This window comes from Bacillus sp. 37MA (assembly GCF_000372765.1).
In the GTDB taxonomy this organism is placed as follows: Bacteria; Bacillota; Bacilli; order Bacillales; family Domibacillaceae; genus Domibacillus; species Domibacillus aminovorans.
On record NZ_KB889752.1, the window covers coordinates 2,690,368 to 2,710,826 of the forward strand.

At 43.8% G+C, this 20,459-nt stretch carries 18 protein-coding genes; 2 read left to right on the forward strand and 16 right to left on the reverse strand.

All coding sequences use genetic code 11. From position 1 onward, the window contains the following. Nucleotides 1-148: 148 nt before the first annotated feature. The 9 genes from A3M5_RS0115000 to fliS (A3M5_RS0115040) form a co-directional block, all read right to left on the reverse strand. The gene (locus A3M5_RS0115000) at nucleotides 149-1,240 is read right to left on the reverse strand and encodes a Ger(x)C family spore germination protein (RefSeq protein WP_018394597.1); all 1,092 of its coding nucleotides are present in this window, start codon (nucleotides 1,238-1,240) and stop codon (nucleotides 149-151) included. Further along, nucleotides 1,237-2,325 carry a GerAB/ArcD/ProY family transporter gene (locus A3M5_RS0115005; protein WP_018394598.1) on the reverse strand — a complete coding sequence of 363 codons (1,089 nt, stop codon included), beginning with the start codon at nucleotides 2,323-2,325 and terminating at the stop codon, nucleotides 1,237-1,239. Before A3M5_RS0115005 ends, A3M5_RS0115000 begins: the two co-directional genes overlap by 4 nt. Beyond that, nucleotides 2,322-3,908, reverse strand: a complete 1,587-nt coding sequence (locus A3M5_RS0115010) for a spore germination protein (protein ID WP_018394599.1) — start codon at nucleotides 3,906-3,908, stop codon at nucleotides 2,322-2,324. The genes A3M5_RS0115005 and A3M5_RS0115010 overlap by 4 nt, the downstream gene beginning before the upstream one ends. Before the next feature lie 107 nt (nucleotides 3,909-4,015). Then, entirely contained in the window at nucleotides 4,016-4,408 is a 393-nt protein-coding gene (cccB, locus tag A3M5_RS0115015; protein WP_026221750.1) for a cytochrome c551, read from the reverse strand. A gap of 181 nt (nucleotides 4,409-4,589) precedes the next feature. Further along, nucleotides 4,590-5,688, reverse strand: a protein-coding gene (gene prfB, locus A3M5_RS0115020) for a peptide chain release factor 2 (protein WP_155894724.1) whose coding sequence is annotated in 2 segments (ribosomal slippage) — nucleotides 4,590-5,615 and nucleotides 5,617-5,688 — 1,098 coding nt in all. Because the reading frame shifts where the segments join, the coding sequence is not laid out codon by codon here. A 116-nt stretch (nucleotides 5,689-5,804) separates the two neighbouring features. Beyond that, entirely contained in the window at nucleotides 5,805-8,315 is a 2,511-nt protein-coding gene (gene secA, locus A3M5_RS0115025; RefSeq protein WP_018394602.1) for a preprotein translocase subunit SecA, read from the reverse strand. A 96-nt stretch (nucleotides 8,316-8,411) separates the two neighbouring features. After that, nucleotides 8,412-9,473, reverse strand: coding sequence for an SEC-C metal-binding domain-containing protein (locus tag A3M5_RS0115030; protein WP_018394603.1), 1,062 nt, complete (start codon nucleotides 9,471-9,473; stop codon nucleotides 8,412-8,414). Between the two features lie 97 nt (nucleotides 9,474-9,570). Then, on the reverse strand, nucleotides 9,571-10,122 hold the full coding sequence (gene hpf, locus A3M5_RS0115035; protein WP_018394604.1) for a ribosome hibernation-promoting factor, HPF/YfiA family: 552 nt from the start codon (nucleotides 10,120-10,122) through the stop codon (nucleotides 9,571-9,573). 112 nt (nucleotides 10,123-10,234) lie between these two features. Next, entirely contained in the window at nucleotides 10,235-10,603 is a 369-nt protein-coding gene (gene fliS / locus A3M5_RS0115040) for a flagellar export chaperone FliS (RefSeq protein WP_018394605.1), read from the reverse strand. A 106-nt stretch (nucleotides 10,604-10,709) separates the two neighbouring features. On the opposite strand from fliS (A3M5_RS0115040), the gene A3M5_RS23070 reads away from it, so the two are divergent. Further along, the gene (locus tag A3M5_RS23070; protein ID WP_018394606.1) at nucleotides 10,710-11,507 is read left to right on the forward strand and encodes a flagellin; all 798 of its coding nucleotides are present in this window, start codon (nucleotides 10,710-10,712) and stop codon (nucleotides 11,505-11,507) included. A 34-nt stretch (nucleotides 11,508-11,541) separates the two neighbouring features. Here the strand turns inward: A3M5_RS23070 and fliT are convergent, their stop codons facing one another. The 4 genes from fliT to flaG are packed head-to-tail and all read right to left on the reverse strand — an operon-like array spanning nucleotide 11,542 to nucleotide 14,452. Then, complete coding sequence (gene fliT, locus A3M5_RS0115050; protein ID WP_018394607.1) at nucleotides 11,542-11,886, reverse strand: flagellar protein FliT; 345 nt, start codon at nucleotides 11,884-11,886, stop codon at nucleotides 11,542-11,544. Further along, a complete protein-coding gene (gene fliS, locus A3M5_RS0115055; RefSeq protein WP_034286910.1) occupies nucleotides 11,886-12,281 on the reverse strand; it encodes a flagellar export chaperone FliS in 396 nt (131 codons plus the stop codon). Before fliS (A3M5_RS0115055) ends, fliT begins: the two co-directional genes overlap by 1 nt. A gap of 33 nt (nucleotides 12,282-12,314) precedes the next feature. Continuing rightward, complete coding sequence (locus tag A3M5_RS0115060) at nucleotides 12,315-14,096, reverse strand: flagellar hook-associated protein 2 (RefSeq protein ID WP_018394609.1); 1,782 nt, start codon at nucleotides 14,094-14,096, stop codon at nucleotides 12,315-12,317. 14 nt (nucleotides 14,097-14,110) lie between these two features. After that, complete coding sequence (gene flaG, locus A3M5_RS0115065; protein ID WP_018394610.1) at nucleotides 14,111-14,452, reverse strand: flagellar protein FlaG; 342 nt, start codon at nucleotides 14,450-14,452, stop codon at nucleotides 14,111-14,113. 178 nt (nucleotides 14,453-14,630) lie between these two features. On the opposite strand from flaG, the gene A3M5_RS23075 reads away from it, so the two are divergent. Continuing rightward, nucleotides 14,631-16,733 (forward strand): choice-of-anchor I family protein, encoded by a 2,103-nt coding sequence (locus A3M5_RS23075; RefSeq protein ID WP_231373294.1) that lies wholly within the window; start codon nucleotides 14,631-14,633, stop codon nucleotides 16,731-16,733. Nucleotides 16,734-17,007: 274 nt separating this feature from the next. Here A3M5_RS23075 and A3M5_RS23080 read toward each other — a convergent pair whose 3' ends face one another. The 3 genes from A3M5_RS23080 to recQ are packed head-to-tail and all read right to left on the reverse strand — an operon-like array spanning nucleotide 17,008 to nucleotide 20,318. After that, nucleotides 17,008-17,211: a TspO/MBR family protein gene (locus A3M5_RS23080; RefSeq protein WP_018394612.1), complete on the reverse strand. Its 204-nt coding sequence runs from the start codon at nucleotides 17,209-17,211 to the stop codon at nucleotides 17,008-17,010. 14 nt (nucleotides 17,212-17,225) lie between these two features. Next, the gene (locus A3M5_RS23085) at nucleotides 17,226-18,164 is read right to left on the reverse strand and encodes a PD-(D/E)XK nuclease family protein (RefSeq protein ID WP_018394613.1); all 939 of its coding nucleotides are present in this window, start codon (nucleotides 18,162-18,164) and stop codon (nucleotides 17,226-17,228) included. 21 nt (nucleotides 18,165-18,185) lie between these two features. Further along, the gene (recQ, locus tag A3M5_RS0115085) at nucleotides 18,186-20,318 is read right to left on the reverse strand and encodes a DNA helicase RecQ (RefSeq protein ID WP_018394614.1); all 2,133 of its coding nucleotides are present in this window, start codon (nucleotides 20,316-20,318) and stop codon (nucleotides 18,186-18,188) included. Nucleotides 20,319-20,459 lie beyond the last annotated feature (141 nt).

The window sequence follows — 20,459 nt, forward strand, 5'->3', positions numbered from 1 at the left end:
ACTTGTGATTAGTCAACTTTTTTTATTAAAAAACGCCCTCATGGACGTTTTTTAATAGGTTCTTCATTGCTATTTTGTTCCATACGCTTTTAAAAAAGCAGAAAATGCATCGTATGTTTCTGTTCCATATTTAATGACCTGTATGACGTTAGAACGTAATGCCGCTTTCGATAAGCTCCGCTTTCACATGAATCTTGACGTTCACTTCTGGATAGGCGGTTTCCCATTTTAATTGTTTAAACCGGTCCGGATCTTTTGCGTTCACCTTGCGCCCGATGCCCAATACATCTGAATTGGCTTCTTTTATTTTGTCCATCGTTTTTTCCATCGACTGTTCGATTTGGTCCGACAGTTTTTTGTTCACTTTTTTCACCACTTTTTTATCCTCTAAATGATCTGGCGGATAATCTGTCACACGGTAGCTCAATTGATACGATAGATCAACCGTTACCGGCCCGTCCTTTGGCACGTGGACGTTCATTTTCCGTTTCATTTTTTCAACCCGAATCGTAATACTCTCCTCTTTTTCCACTGGATATGTCAGAAAAGCCTCTTTCCCCTTTTCGTCTTTCATTAAAAGTAAAACGGTCGTTTCAGCTACAGACAATTCTTCGACCATATGTTTATTATGAAAAAGAGCCGTTCCCATTACTTCCGCGACCTTCTCTTCTTTGTTAAACTTGAGGAGTGGAGCCATCGCATCTTCGCCTTCATCCAAAAGCGGCGAAGCGAATAGCTGTATATTCGTCTTCGGCACCTGTGCAAGGGATTCAGCACTTTTAATCATCGAAGCGTAATAGTTACTGTACAGCGGCTCTCCTTCTAGTTCATTTCTAAAAAATGATTCTGCCTCCCCTTCCGTAATAATTATTTTGGCATTCAGCGGGCTTGAGGCATTCCGATAGAAGGTATCAAGCAGCGAATAAATGTCTTGCTGAACGGATTCTTTACTAAGTAGTACAACACGTACTTTTCCGATTTCCGTACTGGCACCTACTTTATGATCGATTTTATTTGCACTCTCTTTAACCGTTCGTCCCGTTGCTGATATGACTTTTTTTGTACTGGCCGGCTGCGATTCGCTGCCCGATTGTGGAATAGCATACGTCAATGTTATTTCTCCTTTTGAAGGCGCATCGATTGCTACCCCGAAGAGAATATTTTGATCTTTTAGCTGACGTTCATCCCAGCAGCCTGCCAACAGCAGGCAGGAAAGCCCTAATCCAACCCATTTTTTCACACCGATTCCTCCCGTTTTTTTCGGATCAACGCAACAATCAGAAGTACGATCGGGATGAAAAAGAGAAAGATCGTGGACACGTTATTGAGTTTACCCCCAATCTCCATCAGTTCCTCCCGATTTTCATTGGCAATGGCGATTGGAATAACGAGAACAGCCAACACATAGAGCGATTTCCGGTGCTCCTTCGCCTTCAAAAGGTGTGTCAGTCCAGTCGATGCCACATACAAATAACTCATAATCGTCGTCAGAACAAACACAGCCCATATCGTCAGAAAGAGAAGATCAATCCGTTCAACGACAATCAGTTCGACTTCTTTCAGCACATATAAAACCGGCTCCGGAGTGAGTTTCATTTCCTTTGAAGTGAATACAGCAGAGGCGACAAAAGCGAGGAACGCATAGATCACTGTAACGACCGCATTCGCACCGGCTGCTGCTTTCCATTTAGCTGTTTTTGATCCTTCCGTAAAAGGGTACAAATAAAGTAAAAGTTCAAATCCTGAAAACGCATTAACCGTTTTCCCGCTGCCTTTCATAATGGCCTCCACTCCGTTTGAGGCGACTGGCAACAAGTATTGTATCTCGAAGTGTGGAATGAGAGGAAGGAACACAAATAAAACAGACACGAGTAAAAAAGAAGCCAGGACATGAAACCGTGCAATCACTCTCAAGTTTTCTTTTACAAGGTAAACCGCCACCGCGATACTCAATACGGCAAAGACGACATGCGGTGTTCGTGGAAAAGCCCAGTTTGATGATATGGCAAGAAACATAGACAGCTGATGGCAAACCATTGCGAAAAAGAAAAGCGTATACATCATCGTCAATACCGTACCGATGATTCTCCCGACAAGAAGCGGGGCAAAATCATACAAGGTGAGCCCTGGAAAACGCGACGAAAGCAGCCACATCAGTGCAATGCCTCCTTGTACGAACAAACCTGCAAGCAAAACGGCAATCCATCCATCTTTTCCTGCTTCCTCGTGAACCGTGTAAGGAAGCGATAAAAGGCCAACGCCTATCTGCGTTTGCAACAGAATGAAAAACAGCTGAACAGGCGAAATCGTTGCAGGTGATTTCATTTTTTCGCCCACTCTCTTGAACGGAACTCAGCGTCTTCTTTAATTGGACGACTGTCGAGCGGCCGTGTGTTCAACTTCCAAGCAGACTGTTTTATAAACGTATCTCTTAGCAGGTCTTTCAGACGAAAAGGAGCCATTGGCGCAAAATAAGGCCTGCCTAGTGATTCAAGCTTACATAAGTGAATAGCAAGGGCCACTATTCCAAACATAAGCCCGTAAAAACCAAATAAAGAAGCCAAGATCATTAACGGGAAACGAATAAGCCGCGTGGCTGTACTCATTTCCGCTGACGGCGCGACAAAGGACGAAATCGCTGTGACCGCCACCACAATAACGGTTGTACGTGAGGCAAACCCTGCGCTGACAACAGCATCACTGATGATGATACCGCCCACGATCCCGATGGTCTGTCCGATTGGGGTCGGAAGTCTCACACCGGCTTCCCGTATGATTTCAATGGCGAGCTCCATCGACAGTACTTCAATGAGCGGTGGAAACGGAATCGTCTGAACGCCCCCTTTTATATTTAAAATCAGATCGGGCGGCAACACTTCAAAGTGATAGCCAACGATGGCTATATACAAACCCGGAAGCAGGATCGCGATGAAAAAGGAAATAAACCGGAGCAGCCGGTAAAAAGAGCCGGGGATGGTGCGGGCGTTGTAATCATCTGGAGACTGATAAAGAGCAAAAAAAGTCACCGGCATGATGATGCACGTCGGACTCCCATCTCCGAACAGTAAAATTCTTCCGTCCATTACATTTGCGATCGCCCGGTCCGGACGCTCTGTCTGCAATACTTGCGGAAATGGAGACAACGTTGAATCTTCGACCATATCTTCCAAAAACCCAGGATCAAACATCATATCCATATCGATGCTGTTCACACGCCGCTTTAGCTCCTCGACAAGCTCTGGATTGGCGATTTCTTTTTCATATATAATCGCGACACGCGTATTTGTTTTCTGTCCAAGTTGGACATACTCGATCATCAGTCCTGGATGTTTAATTCGCTCTCTTATTAAGGCAATATTCGTGTTTAAACTTTCAACGAAGCCATCATGGGAGCCGCGGATTACTTTTTCATTCGCTGGCTCCATAATGCTGCGTAAGAAAAATGTTTCCACACCACACGCGATGCATATCGGACGTCCTTCAAGGAAAAGAAGCACTTTCCCTTGCATTAATGCGGCGAGTGCTTTGTCTGGATCCGCTGCTTCCTCCCGTTCCAAAACCGTCAGTGCTTCTTCCGCATTTTGCCTGTCTGTTTCCGAAAGAGGGCGGAGAATACTTTCTTCAATTCGTGCTGAATCTACGATAGTTTCAAAATACAAAAGCCGGCCTTCCGCTTTTTCAAATGAAAAGGTCCGCTCTTTTAGATCTCCTGATTTACCGAGTAGATCGATAAGTTGCTTCGTATTTTCAGCCGCCGAAAGAGAAAAAGAGCCGCCATCGCTACTCTGATGCTTCGTGTTCTCGGTCGCTGATAGAGAAGATGGACCGCCATCACTACTCTGATGCTTCGTGTTCTCGGCCGCTGATAGAGAAAATGGACTATCCTCACCGCTCCGCCAAACTGCCATACAGATCACACTCCCTTTTCCGTAGGATGGCAAGGGTGCCGTTTTTTATACATAAAAAAAGGCCTTCCCAATCGCCATGCGTTTGAGATAGACCCTTTTTTTGTTTATTATTTTTTCTCTGCTAGCCATGAGGCAACAGCTTCCGCATTTTCGCCTTCAACGACGTTTGCCGGCATTTGCCCTTTACCATTATGAATAATGTCTAAAATCTCATCCTTGCTGTACTTTGCACCCACTTTATCAAGTGCCGGTCCAAATCCGCCTTCAAGATTTTCGCCGTGACAGCTTATGCAGCTTTGCTTGTACACTTCTTCACCGGCTGCTGCTGTAGTCGCGTCACCGGCATCTTCTTTCGGTGTCGCTTCATCAACGGCTTCTTCTGTGTTTTGCTCTACTTCATCAACAGCTTCTTCTGTGTCCTTCGCCGCGTCATTTCCACCGCCACATGCCGCAAGTGCTACGGATGAACCGAGAATGAGCGCAAGCAATGATTTTTTCAATTCCATTCTAAAAAGCCCCCTCTTGAAAATGGTTTATCGTGCCTTCATTAGTATACCAATTTCGCCAGATTTAAATCATTTGCTAAAATGACAAAACTGGTACGATTTCACTTTTCCCTCTTTTCAGAAAAAAAACCATGATTGAAACAAGTGCTGTCATGAATAACAGCACTTGAATTTTTTATATACGTGAACGAAGGTATGCGTTGATAAAGTTATCGAGATCGCCATCCATCACCGCTTGAATGTTCCCTGTTTCTTCATTTGTACGGTGGTCTTTTACCATTGAATAAGGGTGGAAGACGTACGAACGAATCTGACTTCCCCAGCCAATTTCTTTTTGTTCACCGCGAATTTCCAACAGTTCTGCTGCCTGCTCATCCAGTCTGCGCTGATACAATTTTGCTTTCAGCATGTTCATCGCACGGTCGCGGTTTTTAATTTGTGAACGTTCTGTTTGACACGTCACGACAACGTTTGTTGGAAGATGTGTAATCCGAACAGCGGAGTCTGTCGTATTAATATGCTGACCGCCGGCGCCGCTCGCACGGTACGTATCGATTTTCAAATCTTCTGTACGAATTTCGATTTCGATTTCGTCGTTAAATTCTGGCATGACTTCACACGATGAAAAAGACGTGTGGCGCCGGCCTGATGAATCAAATGGCGAAATACGGACGAGGCGGTGAACCCCTTTTTCCGCTTTCAAATAACCGTACGCGTTATGACCTTTTATAAGAAGTGTGACACTTTTGACGCCCGCTTCATCACCTGGCAAATAATCGAGTGTTTCGACTTTAAAGCCGCGTTTTTCTGCCCAGCGTGTATACATACGCAGCAACATGGACGCCCAGTCCTGCGACTCCGTGCCGCCTGCGCCCGAGTGAAGCTCCAAGATCGCACTGTTTTTATCATGCGGTTCGCTGAGAAGAATCTGAAGTTCATAATCTGCAAGACGCTTCATAAATTCTTTCATTTCATTGGAAAGTTCCTTGTGCAAGTCTTCGTCGTTTTCTTCTTTTAATAACTCATGGGTCATTTCAAGATTTTCATGTGTTTCCACCATATCTTTATATTCAACGACGAGGTCTTTCAAGCCGTTTAATTCATTAATAACGGTTTGAGCACCTTGCTGGTCATTCCAGAATTCTGGGTCAGTCATACGCTCTTCCAATTCGGCCATTCTGGTCTCTTTATTTTCTAAGTCAAAGAGACCCCCTGAAGTCCGCCAGTTTTCCGGCTGAATTGTCTAGCTCATTACGAATTTCAAATAATTCCATATGATACACCTCTGTTAATTTTTAGTTTGATCGGTACATGCATGCATAACCATTTCGATTTGCATGAATCTAGTCTATTCTATTCAAATTTCTATTTTGGTGCGCGAATGAGCTGATTATTCTTGTAGCCCGTGGCAGTTTTTATATTTCTTACCGCTTCCGCATGGGCACGGTTCGTTCCGGCCAATTTCCGGTGCTTTGCGAAGTGGTTTTTTCTTTTTTACGCCCTCATCTTCTTTCGGATTAACCGCTTGGCCTTTCGCGACTTCTTGACGCTCGAGGTTGCTGCGAATTTCCGCTTTCATGACGTATTTCGACGCTTCTGCGTTGATTGCTTCAATCATCGCTTCAAACATGGCAAAGCCTTCATTTTGATATTCACGAAGCGGATCGATTTGTCCGTATGCCCGCAAATGAATACCTTGGCGAAGCTGATCCATCGCATCGATATGGTTAATCCATTTCGAGTCAACTGCACGAAGAAGAACGACTTTTTCAAACTCGCGCATTTGCTCGAAACCAAGCTGTTCTTCACGTGCATCGTAACGTGCTGCAACTTTATCCCAGATAATACCGCTTATCGCATCCAGATCTTTGCCACGCAGTTCTTCTTCTGTAAGCGCATCTTCTTCAAGCAAGTTCGCATTTACGGTATCTGTAATGCCTGACACATCAAATAGTTCTGCTTCATCTCCATCGTTCGCATGCACAGCAATGGTTGAAGCGATTTCTTTTGTAACCATTTCTTCCATAATCGTGCGCAAGTTTTCTGAATCCAGCACTTCATCGCGTTGTTTGTAAATGATTTCGCGTTGCTGACGAAGCACATCATCATACTCAAGAAGACGTTTTCGGGCATCAAAATTGTTGCCTTCCACACGTTTTTGGGCAGATTCAACTGCACGTGACACCATTTTACTTTGAATCGGCTGTGAATCATCCATGCCTAGCTTTTCCATCATCGACTTCATGTTATCCGAGCCGAAGCGGCGCATTAATTCATCTTCCATTGACAAATAAAATTGTGTCACACCCGGGTCTCCTTGACGACCTGAACGCCCGCGCAACTGATTATCGATCCGGCGAGATTCATGACGTTCTGTACCAATAACAGCCAGGCCTCCGAGCTCTTTTACACCTTCACCCAGCTTAATATCCGTTCCACGTCCAGCCATATTCGTTGCAATCGTCACCGCACCAGGCTGACCTGCATTTAAAATAATTTCCGCTTCACTTTCATGATTTTTTGCATTCAACACGTTATGAGGAACGCCTTTTTTCTTCAAGTGAGCTGAAATCAATTCAGACGTTTCAATCGCCACCGTCCCGACAAGAACGGGCTGCTTTAATTGATATCGTTCATAAATATCTTCTACAACGGCCATAAATTTCCCATTCATGGATGCGTAAATTAAATCCGCACGGTCATCACGGGCAATCTCACGGTTTGTCGGAATTGCCACAACACGCATGTTATAAATATTGCGGAACTCTTCTTCTTCCGTTTTCGCCGTACCGGTCATACCGGACAGTTTTTCATACATACGGAAGTAGTTCTGGAACGTAATTGTTGCCATCGTCATGCTTTCATTTTGAATATCGACGCCTTCCTTTGCTTCAATCGCCTGATGAAGCCCGTCAGAATAACGGCGTCCTTTCATTAAGCGGCCGGTGAATTGGTCTACAATGACGACCTCACCATCCTGCACAACATAATCAACATCGCGATGCATCGTCACACGTGCTTTTAGCGCTTGCACAATATGGTGATTCAGCCCAACATGATTTAAATCAAATAAATTTTCAATGCCGAATGCTTTCTCTGCTTTCGTCATTCCTTCTTCCGTCAAAAGGACGCTTTTCGTTTTAATATCAACGGTAAAATCATCGTCTTCTTTCAACGTACGAACGAATGAAAAAGCATGAAGGTACAGCTGTGCTGACTTCGCGGCCTGACCGGAAATGATAAGAGGTGTCCGCGCTTCATCAATAAGAATGGAGTCGACTTCATCAATAACGGAAAAGTGAAGCGGCCGCTGTACTTTATGTTCCTTATACAGCACCATATTGTCACGCAAATAATCAAAACCGAACTCATTATTCGTTCCGTACGTAATATCCGCCGCATACGCTTCTTTTTTCTGCTCTTTTGACAAGCTGTTTAAGTTCAAACCAACCGTCAAACCGAGAAATTCATACAGATGCCCCATCTCTTCTGCATCACGGGACGCTAAATATTCATTGACCGTAATAACATGGACTCCTTTACCAGAAATCGCATTTAAATACACTGGCATCGTCGCCGTCAATGTCTTCCCTTCACCCGTTTTCATCTCAGAAATGTTTCCTTCATGAAGGACGATCCCACCCATTAACTGCACTTTATATGGATAAAGCCCCAGCACACGCTTCGCCGCTTCCCGCACAACGGCAAAAGCTTCCGACAGCATATGATCGAGCGACTCGCCTTTTTGGTAGCGCTCTTTAAATTCAACTGTTTTTGCTTTTAGCTCAATATCCGAAAGCGCCGCCATATCATCAGCAAACGCTTCTACTTTGTCTGCCATTTTTTCGAGTTTTTTTACTTCTTTTTTATTCGCATCAAATACTTTCTCTAATAAACCCATTTATAAACGCTCCTTTTCAGGTTCAACAGGGTAAAACCTTTACAATTTTCCTATTTAATATTACCACTTCTAAAAGGAGGCGTACACTTATATGGTCTACTGTTGCCTCGCCTGATCCACTTCTGCCGCAGGTTTTAGCTTTTCTTGAAGCACGACTTCCATTTCTTTCAATCGTTTCGATAGTGTTGAAGCGGAAATCGAATATCGGCTGGCAATGGCCGCTTTCGATTCTTCCTTATCCAGAATACCGTGCGATTGCATCAATGACAGAAGTGCTGCTGTAAAGACTTCTGGTTTGCGGACAGTTGGATCTTCTTTGCTGCAGTAATAATTCCAGAGCAATACAGCCATTTGTACAATCGGCTGCTCAATTTTTTCCTGTTCAAACGATTCGACAATATGGTCAGCAGTCGTAGAGTGAGCGTCTTTCAACCACGTTAACGCGGGTACATCCACTACATTTTGCTGTTCTTCATATAGATTAAATAGTCGCTCCATCATCGCCATGAACATGTTTGTAAAGAACGACTGTGTATCTTCATACGGAGAAGCTTCGTACAATTCTCGAACGGCTTTCGTCATCGCGCCGACACGTGCAGGCTCAAAATGAAAATCGGTCATAAAAAACGTATAGTCGGATTCATGCGGCAAAAGCGCACCCGTTACAAATGCCCCTTCAAGCGACACACTTTTAAGCGCACGAATGGTGTACATTTCATCCGTTAATAGATCACGAACGTGATACATATTCCCTTCACATGATTCAATGACACCAGCCATAAAGCGGTAATCGGTCCATGATGCCACAATTTCTGCTGTCCGTTTCCGTGTAATAGATGGAACACGGCGCTTCACAAACTCCGTTAAAATGGTTTCATTCCCTTTCAATACTTGTGTCAAAATGGCCCAAATTTCAAATGTCACGAGAAACACCTGCTCATTTTTACGCAGTGTCTCATACGTCTGAAGAAGCGGCTGGAATTGTTTTTTCAGCATCGCTGAATGTTTTTCCATCGCATAATCGATCAGTTCACGCTGCACATTGCTGCACTCTTCTACTAATACAGTCAGGATTGCAGCCCCTTCTATTTTTCCACAGCATTTTTTATATTTCTTTCCGCTGCCACATAGGCATAGATCATTCCGTCCAATTGACATTCATCATTTCCCCCTCATGCAAAATCACGAAACTAATCATACCACGAATAGCCCTCATAAAAAAGAAGCCCGCCATAGCGGACTTCTTTCACTTCCCTTAAGTTGTTTCGATTAAACCATATTTGCCGTCTTTTCGTTTGTATACGATGTTTGTACTATCAGATGCAGCATCTGTATAAATGAAGAAGCTGTGACCGAGCAAATTCATTTGCAAAACGGCTTCCTCCTCATCCATCGGTTTCAATTCAAACTGTTTTGTGCGCACAACTTGAAGATCATCATCTTGCTCCTCAGCAGGCGCATTGTCTGACAGTATAGCAAAGTAATCTTGCGGCTCGCCTTTTTCACGAAACTTACGGTTTACTTTTGTTTTATGTTTGCGGATTTGACGCTCCAGTTTATCGATAATCAAATCAACCGCTGCGTATAAGTCTTGATTGCGTTCCTCAGCGCGAAGAACAAGCTCTTTCATTGGAATCGTTACTTCCACTTTTGCATTTTTATCGTTATATACTTTCAAATTCACATGCACATTCGCATTAGGAGTTTCGGTGAAATAACGCTCCAGCTTGCTGATTTTCTTTTCTACGTGCTCACGGATTGCCGGAGTCACTTCAATATTTTCACCACGAATGTTATAGTTCTTCATGCAGAACTCCTCCTTCAACTAATTGCTAGCTTACTATACTCTTAATATTCTTTATATACCCTTCATAATCCTTCTTAATCTCCGAAATAATTTGTCGAATATTCAAACTATTTTATTGTGGCTTGCGGCTATCTTGCCATGCTTGATATAAAGACGACACCATTCTTTCTGCCTCATCAATAAGCACCAAGTCACTCTTTACATTCGCTTCAACAAGCATCGCATTGATACGTCGATACACAATCGATACAGACTGCCCTTCTTTCGTCTTCTCATTTAAAAAAGGAACAATCTCCAGTACACATTGCTGCGCCCGCTTCAAATGTAGATTTTGTTCGAAACGATTCGAACCCTCCATTGAAACTTTCGCTTTTTTCATACACTTTATGCTTTCCTGTAAAAGAAGAGATGCCATTTCACCCGGCGAAGCCGTCGCAATGGCGTTTTGAACATACATTTCTCTTGCCTGTTTTCGATTCAACTTACTCACTTCCCACTTATATTTTTTAGAAAGCTGTTAATAATTCTGTCTTTTGACCGATATACAACATAATGAATGACTTAATAAATAGAGGGTGAAATACAAAATGAGATTGCAGAGCTTTACGTACTCCATGTCACGTTATGAAAAAAACAACCTTCAAGCGAAGAAATCAATGGAAAAAATCTCAAGCGGTTCCCAAGTCAGCAAAGCCAGCCAGAATCCAACGGGTGTCGCCATCTCCGAAACCATTAAAGCGCAAGTACGCGGCCTTGAACGGGGACAGCGCAATATGCAGGACGGGCTATCGCTTCTCAGCGCTGCCGACGAGGGGTTGAATCATGTTACAAAACAGCTTCATCGCGGATATGAACTAGCCGTCATGAGTTCGAATGACACGTTAAGCGATGAAGACCGAAAAGCAGCTCAGATGGAACTCGATGAAATTCTCGATACGATTGATGATACAGCCAATCAACTGGAATTTAATACGATTAACTTGTTCGGCAGCGATAAGAAATTTCAAATTGCCGGCGGCGCTTCCGGTATAACGATGCAAATTGAACTTCAAAAAACGAACGTTGAAACACTTGGCTTAACAAATGCCAAACTTGATCCTGTTGAAGAAGCACGTAAACTATTCCCCAAAATTCAAAACGCCGTCACGCAGGTCACTGGCCAATTAACAAAAGTCGGCAGCTACTACGAAGCCATTGAACATGAACTAACAAATGCCAATGTACTCGAAGACAATTTGAAAAAGGGATTGTCTTTAATGAGTGATACGGATGTATCAAAAGAAGTAATTCAACTCGCTATTTCAAGCATCCGCCAGCAAGCGGATCAGATTTTAATCGGCGACACGAGTGACATCGCGAAAGGTGTTCTTGCTATTTTTAAATGATCAGAAAAATCCGGGCTTATGCAGCACCGGATTTTTAATTGCGCTTATCGTAAAAAACACCATCTGTCTGCAGCGCCTCATACGGATTCGAGTATTTATTCATCGACTGCTTTTTCATACTGACTTCTTTTAAATCTTCTTTCACCGCATTATTCAATCGGTTCAGCCGCGCTTCAATCTCTTTATTCATCTGGATAATTTCACGCCCGAGCACCTGCTCTTCTGCCGTAAAAGGCGGTTTAATAGAAGGTAGAATGGCCGCACGCTGGTCAAGCAGCCCTTCTGTCTCTTCAATTTGACTGTCACGATTACTTTCGACCGCTTCCAATAAATCAAGCAGCCGCCTCGTCATTTTATGACAGTCATGAACCGGCGTCATTACACACGTCCGCCCGCACCAACTTGCTGAATGCGGCGGTTTTCTTGAATGACTTGCTTCCACGTATCGCGAAACTCAGTCACAAATCCTTCCACTTCTTTCAAAATAGCCGGATCGTTTTGAACGTTCGCTTCAATAAGGCGTGTGTATAAATATTCATAAAGCGCGAGCATATTTTTGGCCACATCTGTATCCGTTTTGAGCGTAATACTCAGTTCCCGCACAATGGCCTGTGCTTTCTGGATGTTCACATTTTTTTGTTCGATATTCTTGTCTGCCATAGCCCGTTCGGCAAGGCGGATAAATTTAATGCAGCCATTATAAAGCATCAATGTTAGTTCACCCGGAGAAGCTGTCGTAACCGAGTTATTTGCATACGCCTGTTGTGGGTTCATCGCCAATTGTAACGACTCCTTTTATATGAAAAATTACATGCTAAATTGTTGCATTAAATAGTTTGATTGTGAGTTTGCTTGTTGAATCGCTTTTTCCATTGCCGTAAATTGTCTCCAATATCGATCTTCTACTTGAACCAAACGGCTCTCAAACCGTGTAATACTGCTGTCAATATTCGATAGCTGACGGCCAAGCGCAAATTGCTGATTCGTCGAAAACGTGTTGCCGGCCCGTTCTTTCAATTTATCCATCGTTGCATTTACCGTGTCATACAACCGGTGCACAATCCCTTTCTCCGAAGCAACTGATGAATCTCCACCGCCACGGAACAACGCTTCAACTGCATCAGGATTGTTATTAATCGCTTCTTTCAACTTCGCTTCATTAATTTCTAATTTCCCGCCTTCAAGGTAGTTTGCTGTCGTTGTAATGCCAATCGACGCTAACTGTTTGAACATTGGATCGGTCGTGCTATTTGAAATAGGCTGTGAGAAATTGCTTCGCATATTCGTCAGCACACCCGTCAAAATCGAATCACGGCGAAGCAAACCGCTCTTCGCCTTCTCTTCCCACTGCTCCTGCTGCTTATCACTCAACTGTTCACGCTGATCATCTGTCAGCGGCGTGTAAGAACGATACTTTTCTTCCGATGTTTTAGAACTGATCGCGCCGATTAACGTGTTGTATTTGTCGACGAATGATTTAATATTGTCGTACACTGCGCTGCCGTCATTGTTAATGGAAAGAGTTGCAGCTCCTTCATTAGCATCAAACGTTTTTTTCAATGTAATCGAGACACCGTTCATGTCGAACGTGTTGGACGGACGATTTGTTTCAAGTCCGTTAATCGTAAATACGGCATTTCCGCCAAGTGTCTTCGCAGCGCTATCTAAACGAAGTACATCTATTGCGAGATCACCTGCAACAGAGAGATTTCCATTCCCCTCATTAAAATCGCCTGTTTCTTTTTGCATGAGCGAAATTTTGTTCGTCACGGTATCGTAAAACATGGATACGCCTGCATTAGAGCTGTTTACTTTATTTACTACCTGATTCAATGTCTCTGTAGAACTGATAAGGAAGTTTTCTTTCACATCGCCTTTTGAGGATTTAGCTGCAATTGAAAAATCAGCATATTTTTCACCATTTTGAGCAACTGAAATGTAATCAACCTTCACCGTAGAATTTGGTTCAATTGTATGACTAAATGTTATATTCCCATCTTTGTCGATTTTCGCTTGATTTTTAGTTGAATCAAACGTATCTCCAAGCCCCACCATTTGATAAGAAACACCATTTACTTTTACCGACATTTTAGCAAACTCGGCTTCTTGAATCGTCCCAGCATCTACTCCTAAACTTAGCGGGTCCGTTCCCTTTTGCGTTAATGTTTTACTGCCAACAGCACCATCTAACCATTTCGTAAAACCTGGCACTTGAGCCGCAAGTTCTTTCGTTCCATCGACACTTCCAATCGAGCCTGTCACCCAGTTTTCCGCTTTTGCAAGAGCTTTTACTTCTGAAATCGAATAAGACGCCTGCGATGCTGCACTTGTAGCTGTCGCGCTCACTTTCGTTTCATCTGATGATGTAGTCGTACGCGCTCGGTATTTTGTTGTGAGTTTCATCTGTGTCAGTTCTGTACGAAAATCGAGCAAAAGTGTATTCATCGAGCGGTAGTCATCACGCTGCCATTCTAGCACTTGTTTCTTTTGCTTTAATTTATCAAGCGGCATACGCTCCGCTGTCATCAAGTTTTTAACAATGGAATCAATGTCCATCCCACTTGCCAGTCCCCCAACACGCATAACCATTGTGATCGTCCCCTTTATACCTTTTTGTCCACAAGTAATCCCATAAACTCAGTCATCGCAGCATACATATCGAGCATCTTTTTCGGTGGAATTTCCCTCACGACTTCCCGCGAATCATCATCTACAACGACAACATAATATTCTTTCAAATCATCATGATATTCAAATTGAACATGCGTCCGCGTCGGCTGTAAAAACGTGTTGACCTGCTCCGCAAACTTCGCAAGCTCTTCTTCCTTCATAGAAACGGACCGCTCCGCCACTTGTTGCATTGGCACAGCCGGTTTTGTCCCTTCTTTCACCTGACTCACGCTCATGACCGTCTGCGAAACACTTTCCCCCACTCGTTCAACCATTACTTATTCACCCCTACCGCGCATTCTTCTCCTTCTTATATCGACATATCTTTTCATTTCTTTACATTAAATTAAGATTTAATCCAATTTTACACAGTATTAACACTGTGTTCATACTGGTACTAAATAAATGCACTATGCTAAAAAGAAAAAAGTGAGGCACACCACATTGAAAAAAATGATTAAATGGACCGCACCCGCAGTATTAACCGCATCATTATTTGCACCTATAACGGCAGGAGCCGCTTACAGTGACTCCATGAATGTCAAAAAAATCGCTTCCTATACATCTGCAGCTGCCCATGAAGATGGTGGCGTTGCAGAAATTATTAAATATCACCCTAAAAGCAACTCTTTTTACGTGATCAACGGAAAAAATCAAAAGATTGATATCGTCTCACTTGAAAAAGGCACGCTGACAAAAAAGAAAGAGATTCATATTCCATCGCTCGTCAACTCAGATACATTTACATATGGCGATGTGACAAGCATCTCCATCCACGATGATCATATCGCGGCTTCTGTACAACATGAAGACTACACGAAAAATGGTGTCATCATCGTGATGGATCTTAGCGGCAGCCTGCTTCATACATACGAAACTGGCGTTCAGCCAGACATGCTGACGTATTCAGCTGACGGTAATTATATTTTAAGCGCGAATGAAGGCGAACCGCGTATGGGACTCGAAAATGGTGTGGACCCAGAAGGCTCAATCACGGTCATTGATACAACGACAGACGCTGCGAAACACATCAAATTCACCGATGAATCCATCATTGCAGACGACGTACACATTCGTACCAGCACAGCTGCAACGGATCTAGAACCAGAATATATCGCGCTCTCTGGCGACGGTACAACGGCTTATGTTACTCTTCAAGAGAATAACGCAGTAGCTACTGTCAACTTTACGTCTGCTTCTATCGAATCTGTCCGTTCATTAGGGTATAAAGACCATTCAAAAGAAGCAAATGCACTTGATGCTGCACGCGATGGCAAGATTAACATTGAAGCGCTCCCTGTTCTTGGCGCGTACATGCCTGATGCCATTTCTGCAGTAACGATTGATGGCAAAGATTATTTACTGACGGCTAATGAAGGCGATGCGACTGAGTGGGAAGAATTTGTGAACGTCGCTGATTTTAAAGACTGGAAAGAAAATCTTACGGATAGCAGCATGAAAAACTCGACTGCGTATGACAAGCTTGAAGTGTTGACAGACCGTGGCACTGATGCCATTTATACACTTGGCGGCCGTTCATTCTCAATCTGGAAAGCTGACACGTTGGAGCAAGTGTTTGACAGTGGCAGCGACTTTGAAAAGATTACAGCAGAGCGTCTTCCTAAGTACTTTAACTGGTCAAATGACGATAATGAAATGGACAAGCGAAGTGCAAAAAAAGGGCCGGAGCCAGAAGAAATTAAAACAGGCATGATTGATGGAAAACTCGTTGCGATGATTGGCTTAGAGCGAGTCGGCGGCGTCATGACATACGATATTTCCAATCCTGAAAATCCAGTATTTTTAAATTATACAAACACGCGTGATTTTAGCGATAAAATAGCGGGCGATGTCGCACCAGAAGGCTTTGACTTTATCTCAGCTGAAAACAGCCCGACGAAAAAGCCGGTGCTGCTCGTAGCGAATGAAGTGAGCGGAACGGTTTCAGCACTTGAATACCGCGGCACAAATTCCATCGGTAAAAAAGGATATGTTCAAGGATTTAACGACGGCACATTCCGTCCTGATCAAAAAGTAACGCGCGGTGAATTGTCTGCAATGATTGCAGGAAACCTTGATGTGGAAGGAACAGGATCTCCATTTAAAGACGTCCCGGCTGGAAGTCGTTTCGCGGATTCTATTGCAGCCATCACTGATGAAGGATTGTTGAGCGGCTATTCTAACGGCAATTTTGGTCCCATTCAATCATTAACACGTGCTCAGTTCGCAGCCATTGTGGACCGATATATGGCAAATACGTGTGAAAATGCAGCCGTTGCTTCTTACTGCAGCGCAGACAAAGAATTAGTAAAATATAGCGATGTAAAAGTTGCTTACTGGGCATCAGATGCCATCCAATCTGTCAGCACAGCTGGTTTAATGAACGGCTATGGCAGCGGTGAATTCCGCCCCGACCAAACTGTAACGCGGGCTGAAGCAGTGAAAGTATTACACAAAGTATTTAATCGCGAGACCGTTTCATCTAACAACGCAACGTTTAAAGATGTCCCAACGGAACACTGGGCATTTAAAGAAATTGAATCTGCTGTAAAATAATAAAACAGCCCCTTTTCCGAATTCGGAAAAGGGGCTTGCTTCTATTTTTGGCCGTTAAAGCATCATTTGTGACCGCTCAGCACCGGTTCTGACCATTCCACGCTAGTTCCGACCGCTCAACCTTATTTCTGACCACTTACTTTTTCGTTGCCAATGGCTTTAAGCGCGCTTCAACCAGGATTTCGAAAAACGTCTGTATAAAAGCGAACCTTTTCTTTCTAAACTACTCCTGCATCGGCTTCACCTCATCGGCACCAAAAAGTCTTACTCTTTTTTAAGAGTAAGACTCATTCCGCTTCCAGATAGAATAATTCAATCCAAGCGCAAACGTTACCCACGCAATATAGGGCACCATTAAATGACCCGCGAGCTGATCTACTTGATAAAACTCATACGTTGTCCACGTGATCATACCTAGCATCGCCGCCATTTCCACAAACGCTGTACCCCGCAGCCCCCATTTAAAAATTTGAAACAAGAAAAGACACAGCTTCACGGCTGTGCCAGACAGATTTCTTTATGATTGCATTTTTCACATCGCTGCTCGTATTCTGTCCTGGGAAATTCATTGAGATCAACTGGTTCATTCGAAATCATATCGAGCTGGTAGCGGTGCATCATGTGAACGCTTTGCTTCATTTTGGAAAGCATCCGTTCAATATCTATTTCTGTCAATTGATACGCGCGCTGCACACCGGTTAGCACATATTCATTCCGAATCTCAATTTCATCAATTCCCGCATTGTATTTTTGCATAATATAATACGCATACAACGCAAGCTGGCTTCGGTCGTCTTCCGCTTCTTTCCCTGTTTTCCAATCGACAATAACCCACTTGCCCGCTTCAATATCACGGTACAATAAATCCATCACGACGAAAATCTTCACGCCGTCGATCGTCATGAACCGAAATTCCTCTGCTTGTTGAAACTGCATCGTCTGCGGACGTTCCGTTATATCTTGAAAGGAGCGGCTCGCCAGCAAATGGGCGAACACAACGGAAAGACGGCCCCGATACTCCTCCGCTTCCATCCGGTTTAATTCCCCTTCATAATACATGTCATATAGCATTTTATAGCGGGCCGGTTTTTGCATCCAAAGCTGTTTACGATCTCGCGAATCAATATACGCCCGGTTAAGCATCGCACGCCCTTCTTCTATTAGCTCCGCATTTGTCATCACATGCCCATGTTTTAAAAACAGCCTCACTGCTTTTTCTGCCAGCTCATGCACAATCTGCCCGAACGCTATCGGCAAATTTGTTAATTTCTTTAGGCGGTATGCGTGTTTCACCGATTCATCCACGTCATACAGCCAGCCATTATGACTCATATAATACTCATATCCATATTTGCGCGCACACGTCATCATCGTTTTATGACGGGAAAATGACCACGAAAACTCTGGAAACTCGCGTACTTCAAACGCCATATCGCATCCCCCTCCCCCGATTTAGCGACTGGATTCCACTTTTCTCACCTCTAAAAATACTTTAATCATCCCGTACGTCACGTCATCCGGCACAAGCTCTTTAATCGGCTTCAGCCGCTCTGCACCCGCTTCTTCTATCGCTTTTTCAAGGATTTCCCGGTATTGCTCAGGCACAATTAAATTCAAATCGACCGCAAGCCCTTCATTCATGCATTGGATTAAATGATTTTCGACCGTACTCACTGTAAGATCCCGATCCGCAGCAATTTCAGCAGCTGTCAATCCGTTTTGATGCAAATCAAACGTTTCTAGATGAGAACCGTTCACTGTCTTTTTCTTCGGAGCTTTCGTTAAATACGTTGCTTTCAAATCTCTTTCACGCTCCGGATGATCGGCAGAAAACGTTTGAATCGCACGTAAAAAGGAATCCCCATACTTCTCAAGCTTACTTTGACCGACACCGCTGACCGCGAGAAACTCTTCTTCTGTTCCGGGCATTTTTGCGCACATATCTTGCAATGTTTTATCTGAAAAAATAACGAACGGCGGTACACCAGCTTCGTCAGCCAGCTCTTTTCGCAATGAGCGCAGTTCTTCAAAGAGCGGATCATCTTTTGCAATTTTCTTCGTTTGAACGGCTTCTTTTCGTTTCACCAATTCTTTTCCGAGTAGTACATTTTTCCCGTTTTCTGTCACAAAAATGGTCGGATACTGCTTTTGCTCGACGCCGATCAGCTCCTGTGAAATGAGAAACTCGATGAAATTTGTTACATCTTTCGCACTTTGATGTTTCAAAATACCGTATGTAGACAGCTGATCAAAACCAAAATCCTGTATTTTTTTGTTTTTTGATCCAGTCAGTACTTGTGCCGTCATCGCTTTACCGAAGCGCTGTCCCATACGGATGACACAAGACAACACCATTTGCGCTTCTTTCGTCGTATCGACACTTTCACGTGAATCGGTGCAGTTGCCGCAGCGTCCGCACGGTTTAGGATATTCTTCACCGAAATAAGCGACGATGAACTGCTGCAAACACTTTTCCGTATGGCAGTAGTCGACCATAAGCTGCAATTTATCAAGCTCTTGCGGAATGCGGTCTCGCTCGAGTGTCTGGTCAATTAAAAAGCGCTGTGTCTGTACATCCTGAGATGAATAGAGCACAACACATTCACTGTCCAGTCCGTCACGTCCAGCACGGCCTGCTTCCTGATAATAGCTTTCCATATTTTTCGGTAGCTGATAATGGATGACGTAACGAATATTCGACTTATCAATCCCCATTCCGAATGCGTTTGTTGCAACCATGACAGCCGCTTCATCTGTTAAAAATCGTTCCTGCTCATCATTGCGTGCGACATCGCTCATGCCTGCATGATAACGCGCCACATCTATACCGTTTTTTTTCAACCGCTCATATAACTGATCAACGGTTTTACGTGTCGCTGCATAAATAATGCCCGCTTCTTTTTCATTTTTCTTCAAATACTCTTTTAAAAATCCGTTTCGATCCTGGCCTTGAATAACTGAAAACGATAGATTTTTTCGCTCAAATCCGGTAATGACTGTATTTTCTTCTTCTATAGAAAGAAGCCGGCAAATGTCTTCGCGCACGTTTGGTGTCGCTGTCGCTGTCAGCGCCAGCACAACCGGGTTACCCGGCAGCATTTCCGCCATCCGGTGAATATGCCGATAGCTCGGGCGAAAATCGTGCCCCCACTGTGAAATACAGTGTGCTTCATCAACGGCAATGAGCGGAACCTTTAACTGCTTTAATTGCTCAACAAAAGACTGTGACTCAAGACGCTCCGGCGCAATATAAAGAAGCTTATACTCCCCAGTTCGTGCTGCGTTCATCGTTTCCCGAAACGCTGCATTGCCAAGCGAACTATTAATATATGCAGCTGGAATGCCCGCTTCAAGGAGCGTATCGACCTGATCTTTCATTAATGAAATGAGCGGCGATACGACAATCGTTGTTCCCGACAGCACAAGCGCCGGAATTTGATAACAGATCGACTTCCCACCGCCCGTCGGCATGACACAAATCGTATTCTCACCGTTCAATACTTGGCCAATTGCTTGCTCCTGCCCACTCCGAAACGAATCATATCCGAAATGTGACTGCAAAAATTCACGTGCACGTTGAATCATTCACATACTCCTTTGCTCGTTTTCTTTCATTGTAGCATAGTGGCGCAGGGAGGGGCCGCCCTAAAAGTTAGTAATTAACTAACTACTAGGTCCAGCCCCATTGTGAAATAGAGTAATTATTTTTTTGGTTTTCTCGACATA